Origin of the sequence: Ferroplasma sp. (assembly GCF_037442045.1) — an archaeon.
Classification (GTDB): domain Archaea; phylum Thermoplasmatota; class Thermoplasmata; order Thermoplasmatales; family Thermoplasmataceae; genus Ferroplasma.
Genome location: NZ_JBBIRC010000018.1, coordinates 1 through 26,208, shown reverse-complemented (window position 1 = coordinate 26,208; position 26,208 = coordinate 1). Strand labels below are relative to the sequence as shown.

Here is a 26,208-nt window from a genome sequence, read left to right as displayed (position 1 = left end):
TTTTATAATGAAAGCAAATAATTTCTATTTACACTGCCATAACTGACAGAAGCAATGAATTCATAAATTAAATTTAATAACCATATTAAATATACATACTAATGGATGATTTAAAAATTTTACAACTATCACATGGAAAAATAATGCCTGACTATATTTCTGCATATGCCATGAGAGTAAACCATCTTTTAGAAAATCATGTATGGAATATCTGTTCGGTTTCCGGTTTAATAATTCATGATAAGAAAAGCAATAATATAAGTGAATACAGGTCTATAATAACAACTGCCTATTCTGTAGTTAAGGGCAATAGATTTCTTGAAATTGCAATATCAAAAGGGATATTTTTAAGACGAAAATATATAAATGCTGTTAAAGCACTAATTAATGAAGCAGATGCAGTAATATTTGAGGGGCCATGGCAATACCCTTTATTTAAAAAATATCTTAAAAATAAATTTGTTGTGTATGATGCCCATAACGTGGAAACTCTTCTACGGTCCGGCAATAAATATTATGATTACACTTACAATATTGAAAAAGAAATTGCCCAGAACTGCTACCTTTTAATTTCAGTATCTGAAAAGGATTTAAAATACTTTAAAGAGGAAATGAAATGCAAAAATGCTTTGCTGAACACACATGTGCTTGGCAATCACTTATATGAATGGAAAGGAGAAAATTCAAAACATATCCTGTTTATTGGGTCAATTTATAAGCCAAATATAGAGGCAGTAGATATTATCATATCAATAGCAAAAAATTTGCCAGACTTCTATTTCGATATAATAGGAAATATAAATACACATGGATTTCCACATGCCCCAAAAAATATTATATTTCACGGGCTTGTGGATGAAAGTGTTAAAAATCAGTTATTTCAAAACAGTGCAATTGCATTAAATCCTGTAATTACGGGTGGAGGCAGGAATGTGAAAATGGTTGATTATATTATGCACGGTATTCCGGTAATATCCACAGATACTGGCATAAGAGGATTTACTAATTATGATCTGTCCAATTCTGTAATAGTTGAAAAACCCGAAAATTTCAAAGAAACAATCATAAAACTTATAGAAAATAAAGAACTGTTAAGATCGATGTCGGATAATACATTTAAAGTGGCGCATGAACTTATAAAAGCCGAAGGAAACCGGGATGCATATACAATCATAAAAACCGAGTTTGAGAAATGGAAAAACAACAATAACATATGAATTTGATAATATTCCAGTAAAGTGCATTAAATTTATTTACATTACATTAATAACAGATAAATGATAATACATAATACTCTTGGCCAGAAGGACGAAAATTTTAAAACCATTCACCAGGGAAGGGTCAATATGTTTGTATGTGGCCCTACAGTATATGACCATTCACATATCGGGCATGCAAGGACAAATATATTATTCGATGTAATGGCAAAATATCTCCGTGCAAGAGGATATTCTGTATTTTATTTGCAGAACATAACGGATATAGATGACAAAATAATAAACAGGGCAAATGAGGGAGATAAATCCTATAAGGAGGTATCAGATTATTATTTTCATGAATATTTAAATGTAATGCAAAATTTAAGAGTAAACAGCATCAATTATTATGCAAGGGCAAGCCTGTATGTGGATGAAATCATAGACCAGATTAAAAGAATTATGGATCACGGATATGCTTATGAAACGGATGATGGCATATATTTTGAGGTAAAAAAATTTACCGATTATGGGAAATTATCAAATCAAAATCTTGAAATGATAAAAGAAAATGCAAGGGGAACAATAAAAGAAAACAAAAAAAATCCAGAAGACTTTGTGCTATGGAAGAAGATGAAGCCCGGAGAACCTTACTGGGAATCTCCATGGGGAAAGGGCAGGCCTGGCTGGCATATAGAAGATACAGCAATAACAGAGGCATATTTCGGTTCAGAATATGACATACACGGCGGAGGCAATGACCTTATTTTCCCGCATCATGAAGCAGAAATAGCCCAGATGCGTTCTATCAGCGGCAAAAAATATTTAGCAAGATACTGGGTCCATACAGGCATGGTAAATATAAATAAGGAGAAAATGTCAAAATCACTGAAAAATTTCATACAGACAAAGGATATATTAAAGGCTTACAGGGCAGAAGTTCTGAGATTCGCTTTAATTAATTCAAATTACAACACCGTAATTGATTATTCAGAGCAGCTAATGAAAGATTCAAATGATGCAGTTGACCGCATAAATATATTTTACAATAAAATTTTGAAAATCGAATCAAAATCTGGAAATTATCCTGTAAACAAAGATCAGGTGATTGAACATTTTAATAATATAATGGATAATAACTTTGACACCAGAGGGCTTATAAGGGAATTTCTTGCTTTTATTTCAGAAATAAACAAAAATATAGAAAATATATCATTAGATACAGCAACTGAAATAGGAAAAATTGTGGATTATGTGGATTCCTTCCTGAATATCATTTATAAGAATGACAGGAACAATACAAATGTCATGGACATAATAATCGATGTAAGAAACAAGGCAAGGGCAGATAAAAATTACCAGTTATCGGATTACATCAGGAAAAAACTCCAGGAAAACAACATTTATATTGAAGATAATGGAGAACAAACAGTGTGGTGGGTAAAAGATTAATATGTTTTTTTAATATCATTTTATGGAAGCAAACAAAAGCTGCATTCTTATTATTGATATGATCAACGATTTCGTTACAGGCAAATTTGGAAACAAAAACGCAGTCAAGGCCGTAGAACTTGCAGAAAAAACACTGATTAAAATAAACGGCAATATTCCAGTTATATTTGCAGGCGATGCCCATATAAATAATGATCCCGAGTTCCTTGTCTGGGGAGAACATGCACTTGATGGCACTGATGGTTCAAAAATAGTAAAATCATTATCAAAATTTCCAGATTATGTAATTAAGAAAAGGCATTTCGATGCATTTTATGACACAGATCTGGATTCACTTCTACGTGCCTTAAATATAAAAAATATCTATATTTTCGGCATCAGCACAGATATATGTGTTGAACACACATGCGCCGGTGCATTTTACAGATACTATAATGTTAAGGTTATATCTGATCTATGTGCCTGTATTGATGATTCAAAGCAAATTTCTTCTATAAACAACATTAAAATAAATTATGGTTATAACCATATCACCGCTGAAGAGCTGATAAAAGAGGTATATAAATGAATAAATTTATCATGGCAAACGATTCGGATATTCTCAATGGAACTGTAACAGATGTATATTTCGAAAAAACTATAAAATATTTAAAGGATTTGAAGAAAAACCCTTATGTAACAATGGAGGTTACAACGCAATCTTCTGTTTATAATTATATAAATTTTACAGGCCTCAATGATGTTATAACATTGCTGGAAGGGCACAATGTCGATATTAAGGCTATTCCGGAAGGCACAGTAATAAAACCTGTAGACAGTTCTGGAATACCTGTTCCATTTTTAAGAATATCCGGAAAATACCTTGATTTTGCGGAACTGGAAACTCCACTTCTTGGCTTCCTGTGCCAGGCATCCGGCATATCATCCTATTCCTCACTGATTAAAAAAGCGCTTGGCGATATACCGTTTATATCTTTTGGAATCAGAAGAATGCATCCTGCAATATCAGCAATGATAGACAGGTCTTCATATATAGGTGGTGCATCTGGAGTTTCAGGAGTATACAGTTCACAAATTCTTGGAATAGAGCCTTCAGGCACAATGCCGCATGCCCTATCACTTATTCTTGGTGATGATGAAGCATGGAAAGTGCAGTATGAAAACTCAAATTTCAGGGTTTTCCTAATTGATACCTATATGGATGAGAAATTTGCAGCAATCAAAGCAGCAGATGAATTTCCGGATATAGACTTCATAAGGCTGGACACACCCTCATCGCGCCGTGGCAACTTCCCAAATTTAATCAGGGAAATCCGGTGGGAGCTTGATATACGTGGCCATAAGAAGATAAAAATAATGGTATCCGGCGGAATAAAGCTTGAGGATTTGCCAGAACTGGTAAATGCAGGAGTTTCAGCCTTTGGCATAGGCACATCAATATCCTCTGCAAAACCAGTGGATTTTGGAATGGACATAGTAAATATAGAAGGCAAAGATTTAACGAAAAGGGGGAAATACTCTGGAATTAAAAACGTATACCGGTGCATGAAATGCAATGAAGTTAAAGTATCAATATCAGATGATGCACCAGCATGCTCATGTGGCAACAGAATGGAAAATATTATGGTTTCTTATATGGAAAATGGCAAAATAAAGAAAACTGAGGAACTGAATACAATAAGGGACAGATCAATTAAAGAAATAGAAAAAATAATTTCATAATGTAAAATCTCCAATATTTTCAAGGCGTTTCTTATATTTTGTATACATTACAGCAACGGTTAAGGCTATTACAACAATCCATGCAAGAGCTCCATAAACACCATATATATAAGGCGCACTGAGATCAAAATACACCGCTGCAATTATTGCGCCAATAAGCGTTATACTGGAAATTCCCGGTATTATTATGTGCCTGAATATATGTGTTTTTTCCCCTCTTTTTTTGAGATATAAATGCAATGATGTGTTTGTGAGTATATGCACTATATAAGAAATTGGAGATTCAAGGACAAGCAGGAATACTGAGGAATAAAGCAATGCATTTATAATCTGTCCAGGATATAAAAGCTCAAATGAAATTCCAGTTGCAAGAACTATTATCAATGATATAATTGTAATAAAAAGAATTGCATAAACAGGAACACCTCTTGTATTTGTTTTTGATAATTTTTCTGGAATAACTCCTTCTCTTGAAAGTGAAAATATAACCCTGGATGCGTTTGTTCCAAGTGATACGGTTGCAGTAAAAAAGGAATTTATAACTATTATAAGGAGGATTGCAAATGGAATTAATCCCATTCCATAGAATCCGTTTTTATATATGGATAATACAGGATATGCACCGATCCCTGCTCCGGTTCCAAAAGCCCCCATATTTCCATAGCCCCATGATATGACTTCAGCATATGCTGCAAGCACAATTGTCACTCCAAGTATAGCTATGCTTGCAATGATGGATCTTGGAACGGTTTTCTTTGGATCCTTTGTTTCCTCAGCAATTGGTATGGAACCTCCAACACCCACAAATGATCCTATTGCATAAACCATCATTGCGGCAAGGATAAGAAAATTTCCACCAACAGGAATTGCCGTGAATGGTTTAATGGAAATAGCTGTATGATTTACACCAATGAGGTATATTGAAGTGGCAATAAAAAAAATTACTTCAATTAATATTGCATATGATACATATTTTAAGGAGGGCTTTATTCCCTTATAAATAAGAAAACTTACAAATAGAATAAATATAATTGTTACTGGAATCCATAAAATATTCACATATGGCACTGTTATGCCAAGGCTCGGAAGAATTGCATATGCAAATCCTATAAATCCAAGGATTCCAAAACCTGTAAAACTCAGAATCTGGTAACTTATATATGATAATGCTGTTGTCAATCCCAATCCCTTTCCAAGCCCATTTGCAACAAATGTATAATATCCGCCCGAACTGGAAAGATATTTAGAAAATTCAAATGAGGAGTAACTCATCATGGAATAAACAATTAAGGCCAGCAACAATATTAATGGAATAGAAAAAGCACCATCAGGATATTTTGAAAATGTAAATGTCAATAATGCAGCTGTACCGGCAACATACAATACAATTGTACCGCCAGGGGCGTTCAATCCAACCGCCTGTGAAACAGCATGCCTCAATGATAACTGGTTATATCCAAGATGTTTATATTCCCTTTTAGGACGAAAAACTTCTTCCTTTATCACGTAATAGTTAATAGTTGATTTATATTTTAATATTTGGAAAGGATCCGTATATTGTTTGCGTTCGAATTTCGTATAATATATAAAGTATATATATTGTGTTTTAACATCTCTGATTATGAATAATAAATTTTTATCACTTCCTGAAAAGGGTTAAAAATGTTAATTATATATAACACTGTGAAAATTATTAATATGGATGATATAAGCCAGAGCCAGCTCCGAAAATATGCGCTTAAAAAAGTGGAGGATACAGTAAACACTCTTGATCCTTCCAGCGCCATTGCAAACAATTTTGATATAGATATAGCCCAATATAAAAATATCTATGTAATTGGATTCGGCAAAGCTTCTTTTAAAATGTATTACGGAATTAGAAATAAAGTAACATCAAAACTTATCTACGCAGGCATAATAATTCCTGATGACGAGGATCATGATGAAAGCTATCCGGAACTTGAAATTCTGAAAGGCACACATCCCATTGTCAGTGATCTTTCTGTAAAATCATCTAAAAAACTGTTGTCCCACATTGGAGCCCTGACTGAAGAAGACCTTGTAATAGTTCTTATATCCGGCGGTGGGTCCTCACTTTTTGAAATACCTGAACCTGGAATCAGCATAAATGATATGGCTGAAATCTCAACAGAGGTAATGGAGAACGATGGTGATATATACGTTCTTAACCGCATAAGATCCGCCCTCTCCGCTGTAAAGAACGGAAAACTGGCAAAATACCTGTACCCCGCCTCTGTTATAGCATTTATTGTCTCTGATGTTATTTATGATGATTTAAATATAATAGCATCGGGCCCTCTGGTAAAATCGTCGCAGGCATTCAATATGAATAGTCTTGTTGAGAAATATATCAATAGGCAGGACTTAAAAAATATCGTTGAAAAAAGCAATGTTTCGGAAATACCTGATCAATACTTTTTAAAGGTTCAGAACCGGATTATCCTGAGAAATCGTGATTTTGTTGATTTTTTATATTCTTCACTGGAAGATGAGAAAATAAACCTTGGGAGCAATATCAGTGGCGATGTTAAACCTGTTTCATTTAAAATTCCAGAAATACTCAGAAACGTTTTCGATTTAAAAGGGAAAGATTTCTGGTTTGTATGCGGTGGTGAGACAACAGTTAATGTCAGGGGCAATGGAAAAGGTGGGCGCAACCAGGAACTTGTATTGAGAATGATGGAAAATATGCATAAAAATGAAAATTTTCTTTTTATTTCAATAGGCACGGATGGAATTGACGGCAAAAGCATTGCTGCAGGAGGCATTGTGGACAACTCAACGCAAATAGATAATATTAATGATTGCCTTGAAAATAATGACAGCTATACAGCACTTTCCAGATCACATGGAACTATTATTACTGGGAGGACTGGAAATAATGTATCAGATTTAATGATCGGTTTTTATGGCAGGCAAAAATAACAATAATTAAATAGAGCATGTAATTAAGGAGTGATTGGTATGGAAGAGCTTCTTTGTAATATAGAATTTGAAAAGGATGAAAACGGGTACAGTGCCCGTCTCAGGACTGATATGGGTGGATTAAGGGAATATAATGGCATGACACTTGAAGAAGTTCTAAACGAGGTTGTTATAGAACTTCAGGAGGAATTCTCGCCTTAAGTTAATAAAAATTTATTTAATTTGAAATCAAATACCCGGTATTATTAAACTCAGTTTTTGCAGCATCCATGTATTTAGTGTCTCCGGATGTACTTTTGACTGTAAGATATTTTCCACTTTTTTTTACTGAAAATGAAATCTTAACAGAGCCATCTGAATAGAACAGGTAGTTGCTGGCCGATTTATATTTGGATTTTATATAATCGGAGAAAATCAAATTTAAAATATCTTTTGGTGGTATAATCCTCGACATTTTATGTTTTGATGGGTGAAAATCAGTTCCAGCATATATTATTCTATTCTCAGATGGCATCAGCACTTCTTTTATAACATTTTCATGCAATAACTTTGAAACGCTTAGCCTGTATTCTATATCGCAGGGCATCCCTGTAAGATTTTTGTACACTGCCATATCCAGAAAACCAATCCGCCTGATCAATTCCCTGATAAGTATTTCTATGGCTTCCAGCCTGGAATACTCTTCACCTATTGTTATGTATTTTCTCCCATTGTCCTTTGCTATAGCATTCATATGGTAAAGCGATTTTACACATTCTTTAATGGCAAAAGAGCTCATTTTCAGAGATTTTATGAGCTGATTTTCCGACATGCTTCTTGACATGAGAAACTTGTAAACAGTTTCCTCATCCTCTGTCATATCCCTTTTTCTTATAGCCTTATATAACGCTATAACATTTTTAGTGCCATATGCAGGAGCATTAAAAGGCCCATCAAAATTGTAAATAAGCATTGAACTGTAATAATTATTCATTTCTACACTTCTGATTCCTGTATAATATGCTTCTATGTCTGTTCTCACTCCAAGGAATACTTTGCTGAATTCTTTATAGTTTATTGTTGTCTTCGTTTTATTATACCTTTCAATGGACATTGAAAGCAAATCTTCCATAGATATATCTAAAAGTTCAAAATGCCCTCTATACATTACATTTTCTGCAGTTCTGTATCCGGCACTTATCCCGGCATCCAAAAGTTCTTTGTTTGACGTTCTTATAATAATTGAGTCAATTCCAATTTTTGACATGCTATTTTTCAGTGTTTCCAGGAATTCGGAAGTCTTGCCTGTTTCAAAATCTATATTCTCGATCCATATGCCAGGTTCCTTTTCTTCCATGTAAAACATTGATTCTTCGGTACCATGGAAAATAAATTTTGCATTATAATCATCGTTTCTTACATATTTTCCAAGATAAATGCTTACCGGGTCGTTTTTCATTACTATGAGCGATGTGTTTTCTGGTGCTTCAGGTATATTTCCATAATATATCTCATTTTTAAAGTATATGGGCGATAGCCTTGAATAATCCAGTTTTGCAGGATGGAACCAGAAAAATCTTGAGAGTTCCCTTGTTGTTGCTGGACCATATTTTTCAACAATTTTGTTTGGATCGATATCCGATTCCGGGCTGTATATTTTTATGCCCTCTGGTCCCGATACTATTTTTATTTTAAACTGTAAATTCTTTATTATGGCCTTCACTATTCTTATTTCCATGCCAGTCATTTCAGTCAATTTTTCATCTGTATCTATTCCCTTTTCTATGTATTCCAGTATTTGAGCTTCCTCTGCACTATTTTTTTCATCCCTGAGTTTATAAAGGGCATCAGCCAGCCACTTGGCTATATACACATATTTGTTTTTAATTGCCCTGGTATAAAATACAGAACCAGATTTTACGAGCCTATCCAATTCATCAACTGTGAATTTTTTAATCCTTGCCTTTATATCATATATCTCAAATGCAAAACCGTATTTTTCGAAATAATCATGGACTGTATCAACATCGGTACAGAAATTAGATATCCTTTTTCCTGATATATCAAAGGAAGTATTTCTTATTATGGCCTCAAAATCAGATCTCATCATATACTGCTTCATGAATATTGGAGTTATATAATCAAATATTAAGCCTTCAGACCGAACCATTTTATTCAGTATGCCTTCCAGTTCTTCGTTATTTATTGGCAACCTTATTAAAAGCTCATCAAATGTAAGCGGGCCATATGATGAAAGTACAATGGAAACAGCCTGTTTTATTGAATCAAGCATATTTTCAGGTCTTTTATCATTCCTGATATAATGCTGTATTCCATTTTTAATTGTTTTTCGAATAAGATATGCGGATTCAAGCTTGATTAAACTATCTTTTAAATCCTCTTCGCCTATACCGATTTTTTTCAGTTCGTTATATGATGAATGTTCTATGGAACTGTATACTTTCTTATCAATGTCATTCAATTCCAATTCCCTGCGGAAAAGATTGTAGGCAAGGCCATAGTATTCATCCAGTACCCATTGATCTGATCTTATAAAGCAGTATTCCAGTTGGCCGGAATCAATGAGTTCTTCAGTCAGCTCATCAATATTTTTTTCAGTATAATTTAATGGGGAATTGAATTTGGGCCTGAATGGGTCAATGTAAAGGAAGTGGCTGGCAAATTCAAGGTAATCATCTATATCTGATATGGAAGGCACTTTATTCTTGAAATAATTTTCAACAAGTTTTGAATCCTTTATCAGGAAATCAATGCCTTCTGTGCCATATATTTTATCAAGAAGCTTGCTTCTCAATTCCCTTAAGAGTTTTGATCGGTCTTCCATAAGGACTATATCAGAAACTCCTGAAAGGATAAGATTATATGAAAATGGGCTTGTCTCTGTTGAATAATCCCTTATAACATACTGTTTTTTTGAAATTATATCATTGACAAACCAGGCAGCCCGCTCAACATCCATGACCTCATATTTTACCTCATTGAAAGCTTCTTTTATTACCGGAAAATTATGCATCTCTTCCAGTGTCCTGAGTAGCCTGTCGCTTCTTAGCTGCTGCCTGGCAACAGGTATATCGGTTGCCTTATACTTCCTCAATACCATGAGTGATCTGGTTGCACAGTAACGGAACCGCTGCTTGAAAAGCTCTGTATTTATTATGGAGCGGTCAACTAAATCCTTAAAATTTAATGGTGTAAGGAGAGTTACAACATCATTTATTGGCACTCTCCTGTTTAAAGTCAGCATAAATCCATTATCATTTACGCTTATCCTGGTATTTATTCCATATTTGTTTGAAACTGCCAGGCCATATGCCCTGGAAAGGGCATCATTCACGCGCCTCCCAAGAGGTATGTGGAATATAATGCTGTATAGTTCATTGTCTATGTACCCCTCAACATACATTTTATCTTCGCTTGGAATGGTAAAACTTCCCTGTGCCTTTACATATGATATTAAGCTTCTTGCCCCAAATGAATCTACTCTGTAATTTTCTATCAGCCATTCTTCAGGGTCTTCACCATTTTTAATTTTATCGTAAAGTGTTTTTCTGAATTTGCCTATGAGCACGCCAAGATCGTAGCTTCTTGGAAGGAGCTCGCCAGACCATGATGGCACTGTTGGTTTCATTCCAGTGGCACTTTTTACAGTTATATTGTTTTTTGAAACCTTCAAATACATATATGTTTTTGCGCCCAGGACAAAGATATCGCCTGTTTTGATTCTTTCTACAAATTTATCGCTGAGCTGTCCAAGCATCCTTCCTTTTTCATTGACAACATTGTAATTTGCCTCTTCCGGTATAGTGCCAACATTCATAAAATAAATCATTCTTGTACTTGCTTTCTTTCCAAATTTATTTTCATCTTCATCATACCATATTTTGGAAAATAATGTATTCCCCTCTATTTTCCCTGATAAATACTTTAAAGTTGCTATGTAATCTTCATATTCCAGAGTATGGAATGAAAATGAATTTCTGATAGTTTTATATGCTTCATTCACATCCCACGTTTTTTCCAGCGACATGCTTATTATTCCCTGGGAAAGCACATCCAGTGGATTTTCAGGCACCGTTACTTTATCTATTTCATGGTCATATGCGGCCTTTGTCATTACTGCACATTCCATTAAATCATCAAGGTCAAAGACTATGAATCTGCCCAGTGATAAATCCCTGACGCCATGCCCTGATCGTCCTATTCGCTGGAGTGCTCTTGAAACGGATTTCGGGCTGCCTATCTGTATTACCATATCTATAAATCCTATATCTATGCCAAGTTCAAGGGACGTTGATGTAATAACGCATTTCAGTTCTCCATTTTTAAGCCTATCCTCAACTTCTATTCTTGTCTGTTTGCCCAAAGATGAATGATGTGCTTCTATATTTTCTATTCCTCTGGCTTTTAATCTCATTGCAACATGTTCAGTAGAACTTCTGGTGTTTGTAAATATTAGTGTTGTTTTATGGCTGTTTACAAGGTCAACAAGTATATCGTACATTTTTTCATTAGCTACCTCGTAGCTGACCAGTGTTAAATCCTTTACAGGAGTTATTATGCTTAAATCAAGATATTTATTTGTATTTACCTCTATAATTTCAAACTTTCGTTCCTTTTCGCCTTTAAAGCCACAGAGGTATGATCCAATAAGATCCAGGGGGGCCTGCGTTGCCGATAATCCGATTCTTACAAATCCCGGTGAAAGGTTCTCAAGCCTTTCCAGGTTAAGTGAAAGCAAAGATCCCCTTTTTGTGGATGAAACTTCGTGTATTTCATCTACTATAACATATTCGACGCCTGTGAATTTTTCCTTAAATTTTGATGCAGTTATCGCAAGTGAAAAAGATTCTGGAGTTGTTATTATAATATGTGGCGGTTTCCTTAACATTTTGCTTCTTTCATTCTGTGCAGTGTCACCAGACCTCACTGCGACCTTAATTTCTGGCACATTTAATCCTTTCTCCATTGCCAGTGCATATATTTCTCTTAATGGTTCATTAAGGTTTTTATTAATATCATTTGCAAGCGCTTTTAAAGGTGAAATATAAACGCAGTAAATTTTGTCTTCAAGTTGATTATTTCTTGCTTTTTTGAAAAGTTCATTTATAATTGATAAAAAACCAGTAAGTGTTTTGCCTGTACCGGTTGGTGATGAAACAAGCACGTTTTGTTTATTATGTATTAATGGTATTCCTTTTTTTTGTGGATCACTCAAACTCCTGTATTTGTTATTAAACCATTGTGCCACAATGTCATCAAGAAAAGGCAATGTCTCTTCTACTTTAAATTGTTTATTGTATATCATTGAAGATAATCTGTAAGATAATTCATATTTGTATATAATTTTTATCCATGCCCATTGAATATCCAGTAGAATATTAAGAATTAATTAAAATTCGGGCAAAATTATTTGCAATCTGTTTACAAATACAAAAAAAGAGAAAAATGTATATTTAAACATGCAAGATTATTGCATTTAATTCATTTAGAATACCAATCAAGAAAATAAAGTTAAATTTAGAGTTTTTTTATGTCATTTTCAATTTTTAATAGCTCTTTATACCAGAAGACCATAAGTGAATTTTTGTTTACTTTATGTTTATTCGACCATTCTATATCCTTATTCAAATATGATAAATGGCTGTTTAAATTTTTATTGACATTATAGTCTTCCCCGTTGATATAATGCTCTATATTTTCTATAATATTCGCTGCTGATTTATCATCTATCAGGCCTGCTAAAAGCCTTCCCCTGATCATTTTAATTTCAGATGCATATGTCAATCTTTCGATATCATCAGTAGACATCCAGTCATTATAATAATTCAGAAAATCTATCCATGATTTGCCTTTATCGAGGAGATCGTAATATTCTTTTATTGTTCTTGCAGTGATGTGGAAGCCATATCTCTCCGGTTTCTCATATATCAATGAGCCGGGATCAATGAATGGTGTTAAAGGAGATATAAAAGAATATACCTGCATTTTGGTGCCTTTCTGCTTTAACATTAACTGGCTTGCATAATCTATGTCTTTATCAACTGCTTTTTCATCCTGCCCGCTTATGCCTAAAGTAAGGTAAACATCAAATTTTTTGCATCCTGCATCCATTGCATTTGATATGCTTTTTTCCAATTCCTCATTGCTATAATCCCTTCCATTTTTTTGCCTTATATGTTCATTGGAGCTTTCTGGCGAGATTTCAGCTGAAAATCCATTGAATGTTTTGCCAAGAAGGTTCAGGTAATCCTTTTGCGGTGGCCTGAAATATTCAGTTAATAATGGTATATCAATGCCCAGTTCTTTAACATGCCTGAATAAGTCAGTATAGAATTTTTCACCGGCCAGATTTATATCGCCAATAATAAAGGCAGGAGAACCAAGAATTTCCTGCGCCAGTTCAAGCTCTCTGGCTATTGTGAGTGGATTTCTGTATATTGGTGATACGGGATAATAGTTATTTTTGTAGGCAAAATTGGAGCCACCGCAAAAAGCACAATTAAACTGGCAGCCATGCTCTATAATGCTAACACTTTCAGGGTTATTTATCCAGTCCGTATATGGAAGATGCCCTTTAATATCATGGTATTTAATTGCGTTTTTCATTAATATTTTGTAATCAAAAAAAACATTGTCCAGAGTATTTTCCTTTGAGCCCGAATTAATTTTTATGTTAGAATTTTCCCTGTAAACAAGATCTGGAACTTCCTGTAAATTCCCATTATTTTCAATTACATCAATTAATTTTGCAACATTGAATTCCTGTAAATCTCCTTTTAAAACAAAATCTATATCTGGAAAAGTTTTCATTATATCCGATGAAAAATAACTGGATGAAAACCCTCCAAGGAGAACCTTTGCTTCAGGGTTTATTTTTTTGATAATTTTGGCAATATTTATTGCGCCGTGAACGTGTGGCAGCCAGTGCAGGTCTATGCCAAATATTTCTGTATTGATATTTTTTAAATACTTTTCAGGATCGAATTTATCGGACATCACCATCATTGATGCTATGTTTCCTATTCTGGCATTATACCCTTTTGGGATGAGATAAGAAAGCATGCTGATAAATCCTATAGGGTACATTTCAAATACTGGAGTTGAAGGAATTATATCACTGATGGGGCCAGGCTTTAAATCCCTCTGTCTGAAATCATATATGCTTGGCGGATGAATAAATGCTATATCACATTTCATAATTAGCTAATTTTAATATGTATAATAATCTTCTTATCTTTATATATAATGCAATTTCAATGTTTTTTAATAATGGTAAAATAATTAAAATAAAAAAATTAAAAATCCTATCATTAGGGATTGCCAAAGAGAAATTCTCTGGTTACTGGCATGACATTAATTCTTTTATGGAGCTGTGTTTCCAGTGATCTGGCCAGTGCTTCCGGAATTCCAATCATTGGTGATTCTCCAAGCCCCTTTGCTTTGTCCTTCATCACCGATGGATTTTCAACAATTTTAATGTCAAATTCCGGTGTATGTTCTGCTGTAAGAACACCTGCATCGATTATGCTTGTTGTCATTAATTGGCCTTCTTCAGAGTATCTCAATGTTTCAGAAAGAACCTCACCTATAGCCTGAAGAGCACCACCCTCGGTTTGGCCGAGAACATTTTGCATGTTAAGCACCTTTCCAAGGTCATAGTAAGCACCAATCTTTAATGATTCTATATCTCCAGCTTCATTAATTTTTGATGTTACTAGGTTAAAGTTGACAGCATTGTCATTGTAATCAAAATGGTACATTGATGTCTGGTCAAAATCATTTTTTAAAAGTATTTCAGGTGAATATTTTCCGTATTTATCTATAACCTGTTTTTTAAGTTCCTCTGCTGCCTGCATTAAGACAGAACCATGCGTCATGGCCGATTTGGATCCCCACGTTCCGACACCGGTTGATAAAGTTTCAGTGTCCTGCAATTCCAGTGATACTGTATCCTGCTCAATATCAAGTTCATCACTTAATATGCTTTTAACAAACAATTCATGGCCCTGGCCAGATACATTGCCGCCCAGGTAAACTTTTACCTTTCCGCCCCTGACGATGATTCTTGCACTCTCTCCTGGTGCAGTATCTTCATCTAGAATGAAAAGCGATATGCCAACATGTTCCTTCTTTGCAAGTTCCTTATAATTAAAATATTTCAATGCCTCTTCAAGGAATGGCTTTGTTGGATATCTCATTTCCAGGCCTAATGGTGATTTAAATGGTTTTTCCAGTGCATTTTTAAGCCTTATGTCAGCAATATCCATTTTAAGTTTATCTGCAAGAAGATCAATCATTCTTTCCATAAGTATTGAAGCTTCAGGTTTCCCTGCACCACGGTAATACCCATTGGGGGCCTTGTTTGTGATTACATACTTCCCAGTTAAATGTGCTTTTTCAATAAAATATGGGCCTGTAAGCTCATGTATTACATTGCCAAGGTCTACTGCCGCTGCATCAACAAAGTATGGTCCATTGTCAAGAAGCACTTCGCCGTCAAGCCCTGTGATTTTTCCATCCTTTTTTGCATATAGCGTCAATGTTCCTTCAATGCCTCTGCCTGCGTGGCATGCCTGCAGATGCTCTGTCCTTGTTTCCTGCCACTTTACAGGTTTTCCAAATTTCATAGAAGCATAGCATGCTATAATATACTCAGGGTAAAACAATGCTTTTACTCCAAATGCTCCGCCATTGTCTATGAGGAAAACTTTTACTTTTTCAGGTGGAAGCCCGAGAGCATGGACTATTCCGGATTTGGATCTTACTATTGACTGTGATGGCAGGTAAACATTTAAAATACCATCACGGTAATCTGCTACAATGCCCCTTGTTTCCATAGGGTTTGCTGATACTCTGTCCAGCAATATTGTATCAGTTACTTTTACATCGTAATCAAGATCTTTTTCGTTGAATTTAACGCCCACATCCTCCTGTGCTAATATATTGCCCTTTCTATCGCTATATATCGCTTCTTTTTTCTTTGCATCATCTATGCTGTATATGGCTGGAAGTGGTTCATATTCTACATTTACCGTTGACAATAAATCCTCGCTCTCATATCTGTTTTTTCCGAATACTGCTGCAACTGCCTGGCCCTGGTAATTAACTTCATTTATTGCGAGAACCGGTTCTTTGTGATCTCCATCAGCAACTGCATAATAGGCTTTCAAATCCTTTGAAGTCATTCCACCTTCGACATTTTTGATCTTTGCCCTTGCATACGGGCTCCTTACCAGTGACATATAAAGCATTCCATCAAGGTCAATATCGTCCAGATACCTTCCCTTGCCATTTGCAAATCTATCCAGATAACTCATCTTGAAATCACCTTTCCCTCATTTATTTTTTCACTGGCTTTCTTTATTGAGTTTATAATTGAAACATAGCCTGTGCATCTGCACAGATTGCCTGCAAGCTCTTCCTTTATGTAATCATCATTGGGTTTTCCGTTTTTCCTTAGCATGTAAAGTGTAGTCATAATCATTCCAGGAGTGCAGAATCCACATTGAAGCCCATTCTCTTCAATAAAGCTCTCCTTGATTTTTTTTAAATCACTGTCTTTCTCATCTTCTATTGTCATAATTTCATGGCCATCGGCCTGAGCAGCCAGTACAGTGCATGATTTCACTGCTTTGCCGTCCATGAGTACTGTGCATGCGCCGCAGTTTGTTGTATCACAACCTATATGTGTTCCGGTAAGCTTTAAATCATCCCTTATAAATGTAGCCAGCAATGTCCTTGCTTCAACATCCTTTTCATATTCCTTTCCATTTACCTTTATGTTAACAATCATTCCTGTACACCTCCTATTCCTTTTACTGCCTTTGTAAACAGGTATTTTAATAGTTTTTCCTTGAATTTAGTACTGCCATTATCATCATCCATAAAATCCGTAACTTTGAGAAGCAGATTGGCTGCACTCTCTATATTTTTGTTTGTCAGTTCCTTTCCTTCCAGGAATTTTTCCGCATCTCTTGCTTTTAAAGGAGTTGCACCGCAGTTCGTCAGTCCTATTCCAGCCCTCTTAACCATTTTGCCATCCATTGATAAATCAACTGCTAATCCAAGGATGGAGAAATCCCCGGCATATTTTTTGTATTTCAAATATCTTCCTGAAGAATTTCTATTTTCTATTTTTATTCCTGTAAGTATTTCTCCGGACTCAAGAGCATTTGTGAAAGTATCTATAAAAAAATCTTCCGCCTTTATTGTTCTTTTGCCCTTTGCAGATGAAGCAATAAAATCCGCATCAAGAGCAAGCATTACGGCCGGAAAATCATTTGCAGGGTCTCCGTGGCATATGTCTCCGCCTATCGTGCCCATATTTCGTACCAGTGGGTCTGCAATAAGCCCCGCTGCCTCGCTCAATAGGGGAAATATCTTTCTAACAGTTTGATTTTCAGCAATATCTGAAGTTCTGGCCATGGCACCTATTTCAAGTGTATTGCCATTTATTGATATATTGTCGAGCCCACTAATTTTTCCAATATCAACCAGTTCGGGAATTGATGTAAACCTGAGTTTCAACATTGGAATCAGGCTTTGCCCCCCGGCAAGCACCTTTGCATCTTCATGCCCACTCAAAAATTTTGTTGCTTCTTCTATGCTTTTCGGTGCATAGTATTCAAATTTGTCTGGAAACATAATATTATAATTGAAAACCGTATAAAAATGTTACTAATTCCCATAAACAAAAAATTATTCCTCTTAATATTCATGCATTATAACAAATCAAAAATTAATAAATTTTAATATTATATATGAATTAAACCAATCCTTGCTGAATTTATAGATAAAAGATTGATTTTAAAATTATCTTTACATATTTATTGATAATTTTCCATCCTCTTCCTTTATCTGATAAGAATTAAGATCTTTTGCATCCTTTCTTGTCATTACTTTAAAGAACCCATTGATATTTTTATCTACTTTACCGGTTTTCATGTCAAATTGTGCATGATGTCTCGGACATATAACATCGTTTCCATTTATTTTGCCATGCCCAAGGTCTCCTCCCATATGGGAACAAATGGCGTCGATTGCGTAAAACTTTCCATCTATGTTGGAAACAAGAACCTTTTTTCCATTAATATCAAACTCTTTATTCTTCCCATTGCCTATTTCAGCAGCGTTACCTATTTCTTTCCAATCCATTGTCATCAAAAGAATATATCAACAGATATATATAAACTCTGGTATTTTTTTTAAATGCAATATCCCGCAATATATTTAAAGATGATAAATCGTGTATATCAATGTAAAACGGTAAAACAAGAAGAATTCCCATAAAAGTGGTTGATTTGCCCATAATAGAGGTTCACCATTCCTAAATTTTGAATCATTGAAATAGTTCTATAATAGGTTTTGGTTTTTATTTTTCAAAAAGGACCAAATGCCATGCTCAGGGCTGATGGAATGCCTATTCACAAAAACAATGGTAAAAGATGACTTGAGAGTGCCGGCTCTGATTTATTTTTAATGTATAATGTGAATTATATAACATCATTTTGGCATTTTCAAAGTCCAATCATGATAATATAAAGAAGCAAAAACATCTAAAAATATAGGGGTAAACCATTTAATTATAAGAATTATGCGAGTGCCGGGATTTGGACCCGAGGCACGAGCTTGGCAAGCTCGCGTGTTACCAGGCTACACCACACTCGCTCTATTTCTAAAATACACAGGTGTATATATATTTTAACATGTAACCGAAATTTCTATGTTTTAAACCATTGATATTATAAGATGCAGAATAACTATGGAAACAGGGATGGTTATATTGTCATCGGCAATTTTATTTGATATAGATTCTGCAAATGTTCCACCTAAAGCATATACAGCAGAATATAAATAAATATAGAAAAACATTCCAAATGCAAATGAAGGTATAAGCATTGCCAGAAATCCTGCTATTGACTTTTTTTTGTTGTAAAAGAGCTTTTTGCTCCTTATCTTCATACCCAGTATTGTGGCCAGTGAATCACCTATCATAATCATGAATGCCGAAATATATATGAGTGGGAGTGATCTTGTAAAAGCAAGAACAAGAAGAAAGCCTGCTGCAAGATACATAGATCCAAGGCCAAGTTTTGTATCTTCCCTTTCCATCATATATACAAGGTCTGCAATCCTGTTTTTATTATTGAGATATAAAATATTTCCTGCGAGGTATATAAGAAGAACCGCCAGCAATATAAGCATTCTACCTCTTATTCCATCAAATAGAAATATTCCTATGGTGATAATTCCCGTTGAAATTTGGAAATAATCCCTGTAAGTCTCCCTTTTTATATCTTTTCCCTTCTTTTCATTATTTATTATATCATATTTTCTCATATTTTTGTCGAGGAACATTGAAAGCAATATTGCTATGGATATAGAAGCAAAAATAAATCTGACAGGCACAAATTTTTCAAATATTGAAAGAACAATTAAAATTACATCGATAGCAAATGGGAAATAAAAAAACACTGTATAAAGCTCTGTACTTACAATAATAGAAAACAGGTAGATTGGAAGGACAAAGAATGACCCTGAAAAATATACCAGGCCTAACATTACTGGAATTGAGGCAAGAATCTTTAGAGCAAAAGCTTCTCTCTCTTTGATCAGAATGTATATTAAGGCAATTAAAAAAAGTCCAAGATACGCATAGTTGAACAAATCCATATTACTTCATTGAGCCGTTACACTTAAATTTTTGTAGCACTTAATATTTTAAATTTCATCTGGCATCTGGAAGATAATATATAATCTCATCTGGATAATTATCATATTTGAAACCGTAATGTGAATAAAAATCTTGAGCAAAATTTTCTGAATTAACCCATAGAAAAACATAATGGTAAGAGAGCGCCTTTAATCTGTTAAGAGCAGTGAAAAGTAAAAATTTGCCCATTCCCTTTTTCCTGTATACACGTTTTACAAAAATTGAAACAATAAAGGCTCTATCAAACCCAAGTTTTGATGATACCACAGCGCCACTGATCTTCCCTTTATTTTTTAAAACAAAGGAGCACTCATTAATTATTTCGCCATAATCACCGTTGAATAAATTTTTAACAGTTTTAATCCGGTCTTCCCTTTTATTGCTGAAAAGATATTTATCCGAGGTGTATTTAAAAGCTTCATATTCTGCATCGGCATAAAGATCCAAATTGAGGTCTTCAATACCGGATACCTCATTAATGTTATCCATTTTCTTATATGAATAATCATTGAGGTCTATAGCCATTCTCTTTCTTACAATAGTTTTAAAACCACATTTCACAAGATACTTATCGCTTATTTCATTTCCATTAAATATCTGGTTCAGCATCAATTTTTTCCTGCTTTCTTTTGCTATGCCTATGAGCCAGGTGAACAGTTCATTTACCCTTTCATCAGTAATTTTTTTTGGAGAAACAAACCCTGCATCTGCATAAAGCCGGTCGGATTTATCCTGAGAATCCATAATATAAGCATATCCTATGAATTGATTTTTATGCATGATTATTCTGGATCTTATTTTATTTTCATTTAACAGGTTAATTATACTGGTATAACTTCCCTTTATATCTATATCAGGATATTTTTTTGAGAGAAATTCTATTTCCTTTTTTAATATTAAGTCCCAGTTAAGCCTGTAATTATCTAGTTTCATTTATAGCCTCATTTAATTTATCTATATTTTCTTTGCCCTTTACTATTAAGAAACTGGCTTTCCTTATTCGATTCATAACAGCCAGGCCAATGCCATTTTCAGGAAATGACTGTATTACGCCATATTTCTTATCCGAAGCATCCAGCAATCTGAAATCATAGAATAAATTGTGTGCAACTTCATATATATCCTTTCCAAGATTAATGCATTCGCCATTAGCCAAAGAACAATTCTGATCTGATGAAAGAATAAAGAAATCCTGAACATTGCCTGATGAAATAAAATCCCTAAATTTATCTTCATTTTCAATGAGAAACAGTTTTTTGGATGGCGCATAATGACGGTATTTCAATCCTGGTGTTAAAGCCACTTTTGACTGGGTATAGCCCTTTACCAGCGGATCAATATACACATCACCAATCATATATTCAATATCATCTACTGTAAAGGCACCAGCCCTGAGCAACCTGTATGGCGTTTGAGTGCAATCAAGTATTGTTGATTCTACTCCATATTTAACTCTCCCGGCATCTATTATTGCATCAACTCTTCCATTCAGCTCTTTTATTGCAGTGCCAGAATCAACTATGCTTGGTTTTGTTGATATATTTGCACTTGGAGCAGCAATTGGCCCAGATGCTTCTATTAGATCAAGTGCTATTCTGTTATCAGGAAATCGTATGCATACAGTATCAAGCCCCGCACTCACAATATCTGGCACGGTATTTTTCTTTTTCAGCAATAAGGTAATTGGGGATGGCCATATATCTTTCATTTTTTCTTTTAATTCATCATCTATATAAGCTACACGATCCAGCATTTTCATGTTAGATATATGCACAATTAATGGATTATCGGCAGGCCTGTTTTTTGCTTTAAAGATTTTAGAGCACGCTTCAGGATTAAAGGCATCTGCCCCTAAACCATATACTGTTTCTGTTGGAAATACCACCGTTCCTCCGCCCTTTATGATATCTGCACATTTTTTTATGCTTAAATTATAGTTATTATCATTAATATGAATTATTTCTGTCATACATATGTTATGCTATTTTATTATATAAGATTTAGAATACTGACACTGTATAAATTCATGGCATTGGGATTTGTTTATTTATCAATTTGGCACATTCGCTCATTATCACCAAAACTTTAAAAACTTTTTTTATCATTATGATTTTATAAAAATAATCAACTATTGAAATATATCTTCAAATTGCATTATCAAATAACCTCAAGTGAAATAGGTAATAATTATATGTAAGAAAAATGTAACTAATAAGTAATGATAATGGAAGTTTCAAACCTTACAGTAAAGGTCCATGTAACAATACCAAAGGAAATACGTAAAATTATCGGGATCAAACCTGGAGATAAAATATATTTTGAGTTAACAGAAAACGGCATAGTAATATAAAAAGCAGACGAATTAAAGTCAGCCAAAGTTCTGGCATCAACCAAACCATTCAAAAGTAATGTTAAGGGCATAATGAATAATATAAGGAATGAATGGCATTAGACTCTGTATAGATACAAATATTATTTTAAACGTAATTAATAGGGAGAGTAATTTTTTTCATCGTCCAAATATATACTAGAAAAAATATAGGATGGCAAAATTTTGACTATAGTGTTTTTCGAAATACTGCATGATTTTATATTCATGATGATTCAATGTGAACAATGAAATTTGAAAAAAAGGTTATTGAATCAGAAGAATTTCTCGATAATACCGGTAAGTGCTGAAATTGGAGGCCTTGCAGCTAAAATAAGATCAGGCAATCACATTAAATTCTCCGATACTATAGTGATATCCACAGCAATAGTTGCTGGAGCAGATTATCTGGTTTCTAATGATCATGGAATGTATATTAGTACTAAATACATTGAAATCGTTAATTTGGATAAGGTTAACAGGATATTCAAGTACATAGAAAATTTATAAATTTTAACTATTATCCAATGCCATATCTAATGAAAATAATATTATGCTATTGTATCAAGCGCAAGAAATTCTTAAGAATTATTTTTATTTTTGGCAAAATCTTAAATAAATAACAATAGAAATGAATAAACAAACTCATGGATTAAAATTAATTCCATCAGTATAAATTCAGCTTCCTGGATTAAATATGTTTTTTTGCATCAGTAACAACCGATCTTTGTAACTTGTGCATTGACAAAAATTATATGCAACCATCTAATATGGACTTATGCAGATTTACAATTACAGTTTGGATTTAGACATAAATAGCGAGAATTATACATATACATGCCATGAAGTTATAAAATTTACCGGAAATGAAGAAAAACTGATACTTAATTCTGTAAATCTGTTCATAAAGAAAATTAAGATAAATAATAGCATTAAAAATTTTAAGGAATTCAGGCAAAATCAGGAGATAGTAATTGATGGTATCATCACCAAAGATTCTATTGCCGAAATCGATTTCACAGGCAAGATACCAGAAGAACTCCAGGGTTTTTATGTTGCCAAAACAAAGGATGGGGATATGTTTACAACGCAATTCGAATCAACAGGAGCAAGGCGCTTTTTCCCATGTATAGACAACCCATCATATAAAGCAACATTCGATATCACTGTACGAATTAATCCAGATCTTGAGGCAATATCTAATATGCCAGTAGAAAGTGACGATAATGCAAACGGCAAAAAGATTATAAAATTCATGGAAACACCTGTAATGTCAACATACCTTCTCTATCTTGGCATTGGAAAATTCGATGAAAGGGCAATTGAATTTGATAATAATAAGAAGTTAATTCTTGCGGCACAGAAAGGTCATCTTACCAGTTCAGATTATCCATTGATTATCGGAAAAAAGGCAATTGAATTTTTCCAGAATTATTTCGGGATAGAATATCCTCTACCAAAAGAACATTTAATATCAGTTCCAGAGTTTGCAGCAGGTGCAATGGAAAATTGGGGCGCAATAACCTTCAGGGAGATATTTCTGAATATTTCAAAGTCCACAGGCTCATCTGTAAAAAAATCAGTTGGCGAAGTAATAGCTCATGAACTTACGCATCAATGGTTTGGCAATCTTGTTACAATGAACTGGTGGGATGACTTATGGCTTAATGAAAGCTTTGCCACATTTATGTCTTATAAGGCAATGAATAAGCTGGAACCTGATTATGATATGTTCGCAGATTTCCTGTTAAGCGAAACTGCAGGAGCCCTGGAAGGAGATTCTCTAGTAAATTCACATCCCATAGAGGTTGAAGTAAAGGATCCGGATGACATATCACAGATATTCGATGAAATCAGTTACGGCAAAGGCGGAAGCATATTGAGGATGATAAACGCATTTGTTACCGATGATGTATTTAAAGAGGGGCTCCATTTATATCTTGAGAATTTTAAGTATAAAAATGCTTCAGGTTCCGATCTCTGGGAATTTATTGCAAAGGTGTCAGATAAACCAGTAAGAAAGGTTATGGAATCGTTTATACAGAATATTGGGTATCCTGTAATAGAGGCTAAAGAAGAGGATGGAAAAATAAAATTGAATCAATACAGATTTCTTCTAAATGGAAAAAAGCAGAATGTGCAGTGGAAAATTCCACTCACAGCCAGGTATAGTGGAGGAACAAGAAGCATTTTATTCGATGAAGCGTCCATGGATCTTGATTTATCAGGATTTATAAAACTTAATGATAGTGAAACAGGTTTTTACAGGGTATTTTATTCAGATGGACTGTATGAAAACATATTAAATAATATACCGGTACTGGACAATAAAGATATTTTTGGAATATTAAACGATATGCATGCTTTTCTTGTTTCTGGAAAAATTACATTAAGTGAATACCTGTCAAGAATAAATAAATTCATGAAATTAACCGATTCATTAATTATACAGGAAATATCCAATGAACTGTTTTCATTGTATCTCATTGACTCTAAAAATTCTTCTGTAATAGAAGCCAACATGGAATATTTGGCAGATAAAATAAAGGAACTTGGAGAAAAGCAAAAAAATGAAAATATTAATGTTTCAGCTGCAAGAGGCATACTTGCAAACAGGTATGCAAGAATAAACAGAGGATATGCGGAAGAACTGTCAAAATTCTCCAGTTCCATCAATGATGTAGATCCGGATATGCGACAGGCAGTACTTACATCTTATGCTATAGTTAACAATGACGCAAATAAATTGCTTGAATTTCTGTCAAACTTTGAACAGGACGAGGATAAGGTAAAGGTAATAAATGCAATGGCAGTTATTTCAGGGTCTGAAAATATAGAAATTATAGAAAAAGCAATTTCAGAAAGAAAAATAAAAGCACAGGATTCACTGAGATATTATATGCTTGCAGCTACAAACCCAGAACTTAAAGAATATATATATAAAAATCTTGAGAAAATAATGGAAAAAATACAGTCGGTGTTTGCAGGTTCCGGATATTCATCCCGTGTAATAGAAGCAATTGTCCCTTACATAGGCATAAATCATTTAGATGAAATAGATGATAAGCTCCAGAAAATGAATATAAAGGAAATAAGCAGAGGCATCAAAAAGGGAATGGAATACCTGAAGATATACAGTGAACTGATAAAGAGATTAAAAAATTAAATCGTTTCCTTTAAATATATAATATATTTGTAAATTTCTTCCTGGTGGACAAATTTTACAGTTAATGTCATTCTATTTATAGATTAAGAAATTGCTGAGTATTCTTATTTATAATTTGGATATAGTATTCTTCAAGAATTCCAAAACATTTAATGCATCGTTGATCCGATATTGATTTTAACTGGAATATCATAGCAACAGATTCTTTTTCCCATCCATTAGTTTTTGATGGTTTAATTTTGCATGTATATGGAAAGCGAATAGCGTCCATGCGAGAAGTAAAAGGTACAACAGTAATAAGTGAAGATTGTTCGTGTTTTGTTATTATCAGAGCTGGTCTTGTCCATTTCTCTTCATGACCAATAGCATCATTCAAGGAAAATAAGCATATACACCCACTTTTAACCGCATGCCGATGCAATCAATGTTATCTCATTCTTTAATCTCCTTTTTCAATACATCAGTGAGATATTCTGGGTGAAAAAGTAATTCCTTTGATTTGTTCTGGGCCCTTATCATAATCCTCTCATTTAGATGTGGTTTTAATCTTTTAATATGAGGTATAACTTCATTTAAATCGCTATATACAAAATCTTTGAACATAATAGTAGATATTGCTTCAAGCAAAGTTACATCCATATCAACA

20 protein-coding genes and 1 tRNA gene are annotated in these 26,208 nt (G+C 34.1%); 9 read left to right on the top strand and 12 right to left on the bottom strand.

Annotation, left to right across the window (positions count from 1 at the left end; all coding sequences use genetic code 11):
- Positions 1-101: 101 nt before the first annotated feature.
- Genes WKI77_RS03780 through WKI77_RS03765 form a run of 4 tightly spaced genes read left to right on the top strand, consistent with a single transcriptional unit; the run spans position 102 to position 4,370 of the window.
- Positions 102-1,217: a glycosyltransferase gene (locus WKI77_RS03780; RefSeq protein ID WP_337860496.1), complete on the top strand. Its 1,116-nt coding sequence runs from the start codon at positions 102-104 to the stop codon at positions 1,215-1,217.
- A gap of 60 nt (positions 1,218-1,277) precedes the next feature.
- A complete protein-coding gene (gene cysS / locus WKI77_RS03775; RefSeq protein WP_337860495.1) occupies positions 1,278-2,648 on the top strand; it encodes a cysteine--tRNA ligase in 1,371 nt (456 codons plus the stop codon).
- A gap of 22 nt (positions 2,649-2,670) precedes the next feature.
- Positions 2,671-3,216, top strand: a complete 546-nt coding sequence (locus WKI77_RS03770) for an isochorismatase family cysteine hydrolase (protein WP_337860494.1) — start codon at positions 2,671-2,673, stop codon at positions 3,214-3,216.
- Positions 3,213-4,370, top strand: coding sequence for a nicotinate phosphoribosyltransferase (locus WKI77_RS03765; RefSeq protein ID WP_337860493.1), 1,158 nt, complete (start codon positions 3,213-3,215; stop codon positions 4,368-4,370). Before WKI77_RS03770 ends, WKI77_RS03765 begins: the two co-directional genes overlap by 4 nt.
- Here the strand turns inward: WKI77_RS03765 and WKI77_RS03760 are convergent.
- Positions 4,365-5,876 carry an APC family permease gene (locus WKI77_RS03760; RefSeq protein WP_337860492.1) on the bottom strand — a complete coding sequence of 504 codons (1,512 nt, stop codon included), beginning with the start codon at positions 5,874-5,876 and terminating at the stop codon, positions 4,365-4,367. The two genes, WKI77_RS03765 and WKI77_RS03760, sit on opposite strands and share 6 nt — an antisense overlap.
- Before the next feature lie 192 nt (positions 5,877-6,068).
- Between WKI77_RS03760 and WKI77_RS03755 the strand changes: the two genes are divergently transcribed.
- Together WKI77_RS03755 and WKI77_RS03750 are read left to right on the top strand one after the other, a co-directional pair.
- Positions 6,069-7,316: a DUF4147 domain-containing protein gene (locus WKI77_RS03755; RefSeq protein WP_337860491.1), complete on the top strand. Its 1,248-nt coding sequence runs from the start codon at positions 6,069-6,071 to the stop codon at positions 7,314-7,316.
- Positions 7,317-7,355: 39 nt separating this feature from the next.
- Positions 7,356-7,517 carry a hypothetical protein gene (locus WKI77_RS03750; protein WP_337860490.1) on the top strand — a complete coding sequence of 54 codons (162 nt, stop codon included), beginning with the start codon at positions 7,356-7,358 and terminating at the stop codon, positions 7,515-7,517.
- Between the two features lie 16 nt (positions 7,518-7,533).
- Here the strand turns inward: WKI77_RS03750 and WKI77_RS03745 are convergent, their stop codons facing one another.
- The 10 genes from WKI77_RS03745 to WKI77_RS03700 all read right to left on the bottom strand — a co-directional run bounded on the left by WKI77_RS03745 (position 7,534) and on the right by WKI77_RS03700 (position 21,997).
- Positions 7,534-12,621 (bottom strand): ATP-dependent helicase, encoded by a 5,088-nt coding sequence (locus tag WKI77_RS03745; RefSeq protein ID WP_337860489.1) that lies wholly within the window; start codon positions 12,619-12,621, stop codon positions 7,534-7,536.
- Between the two features lie 212 nt (positions 12,622-12,833).
- Entirely contained in the window at positions 12,834-14,513 is a 1,680-nt protein-coding gene (locus tag WKI77_RS03740) for a TIGR04190 family B12-binding domain/radical SAM domain protein (RefSeq protein ID WP_337860488.1), read from the bottom strand.
- Positions 14,514-14,626: 113 nt separating this feature from the next.
- Positions 14,627-16,633, bottom strand: a complete 2,007-nt coding sequence (locus tag WKI77_RS03735) for a xanthine dehydrogenase family protein molybdopterin-binding subunit (RefSeq protein WP_337860487.1) — start codon at positions 16,631-16,633, stop codon at positions 14,627-14,629.
- Positions 16,630-17,109, bottom strand: coding sequence for a (2Fe-2S)-binding protein (locus WKI77_RS03730; protein ID WP_337860486.1), 480 nt, complete (start codon positions 17,107-17,109; stop codon positions 16,630-16,632). The genes WKI77_RS03735 and WKI77_RS03730 overlap by 4 nt, the downstream gene beginning before the upstream one ends.
- Entirely contained in the window at positions 17,106-17,960 is an 855-nt protein-coding gene (locus tag WKI77_RS03725; RefSeq protein ID WP_337860485.1) for a xanthine dehydrogenase family protein subunit M, read from the bottom strand. Before WKI77_RS03725 ends, WKI77_RS03730 begins: the two co-directional genes overlap by 4 nt.
- A 174-nt stretch (positions 17,961-18,134) precedes the next feature.
- Positions 18,135-18,476, bottom strand: a complete 342-nt coding sequence (locus tag WKI77_RS03720; RefSeq protein ID WP_337860484.1) for a Rieske (2Fe-2S) protein — start codon at positions 18,474-18,476, stop codon at positions 18,135-18,137.
- A gap of 434 nt (positions 18,477-18,910) precedes the next feature.
- Positions 18,911-18,983, bottom strand: a tRNA-Gly gene (locus WKI77_RS03715).
- Positions 18,984-19,043: 60 nt separating this feature from the next.
- A complete protein-coding gene (locus WKI77_RS03710; protein WP_337860483.1) occupies positions 19,044-19,988 on the bottom strand; it encodes a hypothetical protein in 945 nt (314 codons plus the stop codon).
- A gap of 55 nt (positions 19,989-20,043) precedes the next feature.
- The gene (locus tag WKI77_RS03705) at positions 20,044-20,961 is read right to left on the bottom strand and encodes a GNAT family N-acetyltransferase (protein ID WP_337860482.1); all 918 of its coding nucleotides are present in this window, start codon (positions 20,959-20,961) and stop codon (positions 20,044-20,046) included.
- Positions 20,948-21,997: an L-threonylcarbamoyladenylate synthase gene (locus WKI77_RS03700; RefSeq protein ID WP_337860481.1), complete on the bottom strand. Its 1,050-nt coding sequence runs from the start codon at positions 21,995-21,997 to the stop codon at positions 20,948-20,950. Before WKI77_RS03700 ends, WKI77_RS03705 begins: the two co-directional genes overlap by 14 nt.
- 249 nt (positions 21,998-22,246) lie before the next feature.
- Between WKI77_RS03700 and WKI77_RS03695 the strand changes: the two genes are divergently transcribed.
- From WKI77_RS03695 to WKI77_RS03685, 3 genes are all read left to right on the top strand, one after another.
- Positions 22,247-22,378 (top strand): AbrB/MazE/SpoVT family DNA-binding domain-containing protein, encoded by a 132-nt coding sequence (locus WKI77_RS03695; protein WP_337860480.1) that lies wholly within the window; start codon positions 22,247-22,249, stop codon positions 22,376-22,378.
- Between the two features lie 273 nt (positions 22,379-22,651).
- Positions 22,652-22,906: a PIN domain-containing protein gene (locus tag WKI77_RS03690; RefSeq protein ID WP_337860479.1), complete on the top strand. Its 255-nt coding sequence runs from the start codon at positions 22,652-22,654 to the stop codon at positions 22,904-22,906.
- Positions 22,907-23,174: 268 nt separating this feature from the next.
- Complete coding sequence (locus WKI77_RS03685; protein ID WP_337860478.1) at positions 23,175-25,562, top strand: M1 family metallopeptidase; 2,388 nt, start codon at positions 23,175-23,177, stop codon at positions 25,560-25,562.
- A 432-nt stretch (positions 25,563-25,994) separates the two neighbouring features.
- On the opposite strand, the gene WKI77_RS03680 is transcribed toward WKI77_RS03685, so the two are convergent.
- On the bottom strand, positions 25,995-26,208 hold a 214-nt coding region (locus tag WKI77_RS03680; protein ID WP_337860477.1), incomplete at its 5' end, for a hypothetical protein.

Coding starts and splice junctions, on each gene's coding strand:
- WKI77_RS03710 (WP_337860483.1), bottom strand. CDS start 19,988: ATGGATTTGTTCAACTATGCGTATCTTGGACTTTTTTTAATTGCCTTA.
- WKI77_RS03765 (WP_337860493.1), top strand. CDS start 3,213: ATGAATAAATTTATCATGGCAAACGATTCGGATATTCTCAATGGAACT.
- cysS (WP_337860495.1), top strand. CDS start 1,278: ATGATAATACATAATACTCTTGGCCAGAAGGACGAAAATTTTAAAACC.
- WKI77_RS03740 (WP_337860488.1), bottom strand. CDS start 14,513: ATGAAATGTGATATAGCATTTATTCATCCGCCAAGCATATATGATTTC.
- WKI77_RS03720 (WP_337860484.1), bottom strand. CDS start 18,476: ATGACAATGGATTGGAAAGAAATAGGTAACGCTGCTGAAATAGGCAAT.
- WKI77_RS03780 (WP_337860496.1), top strand. CDS start 102: ATGGATGATTTAAAAATTTTACAACTATCACATGGAAAAATAATGCCT.
- WKI77_RS03745 (WP_337860489.1), bottom strand. CDS start 12,621: ATGATATACAATAAACAATTTAAAGTAGAAGAGACATTGCCTTTTCTT.
- WKI77_RS03700 (WP_337860481.1), bottom strand. CDS start 21,997: ATGACAGAAATAATTCATATTAATGATAATAACTATAATTTAAGCATA.
- WKI77_RS03735 (WP_337860487.1), bottom strand. CDS start 16,633: ATGAGTTATCTGGATAGATTTGCAAATGGCAAGGGAAGGTATCTGGAC.
- WKI77_RS03725 (WP_337860485.1), bottom strand. CDS start 17,960: ATGTTTCCAGACAAATTTGAATACTATGCACCGAAAAGCATAGAAGAA.
- WKI77_RS03755 (WP_337860491.1), top strand. CDS start 6,069: ATGGATGATATAAGCCAGAGCCAGCTCCGAAAATATGCGCTTAAAAAA.
- WKI77_RS03685 (WP_337860478.1), top strand. CDS start 23,175: ATGCAGATTTACAATTACAGTTTGGATTTAGACATAAATAGCGAGAAT.
- WKI77_RS03695 (WP_337860480.1), top strand. CDS start 22,247: ATGATAATGGAAGTTTCAAACCTTACAGTAAAGGTCCATGTAACAATA.
- WKI77_RS03705 (WP_337860482.1), bottom strand. CDS start 20,961: ATGAAACTAGATAATTACAGGCTTAACTGGGACTTAATATTAAAAAAG.
- WKI77_RS03750 (WP_337860490.1), top strand. CDS start 7,356: ATGGAAGAGCTTCTTTGTAATATAGAATTTGAAAAGGATGAAAACGGG.
- WKI77_RS03770 (WP_337860494.1), top strand. CDS start 2,671: ATGGAAGCAAACAAAAGCTGCATTCTTATTATTGATATGATCAACGAT.
- WKI77_RS03730 (WP_337860486.1), bottom strand. CDS start 17,109: ATGATTGTTAACATAAAGGTAAATGGAAAGGAATATGAAAAGGATGTT.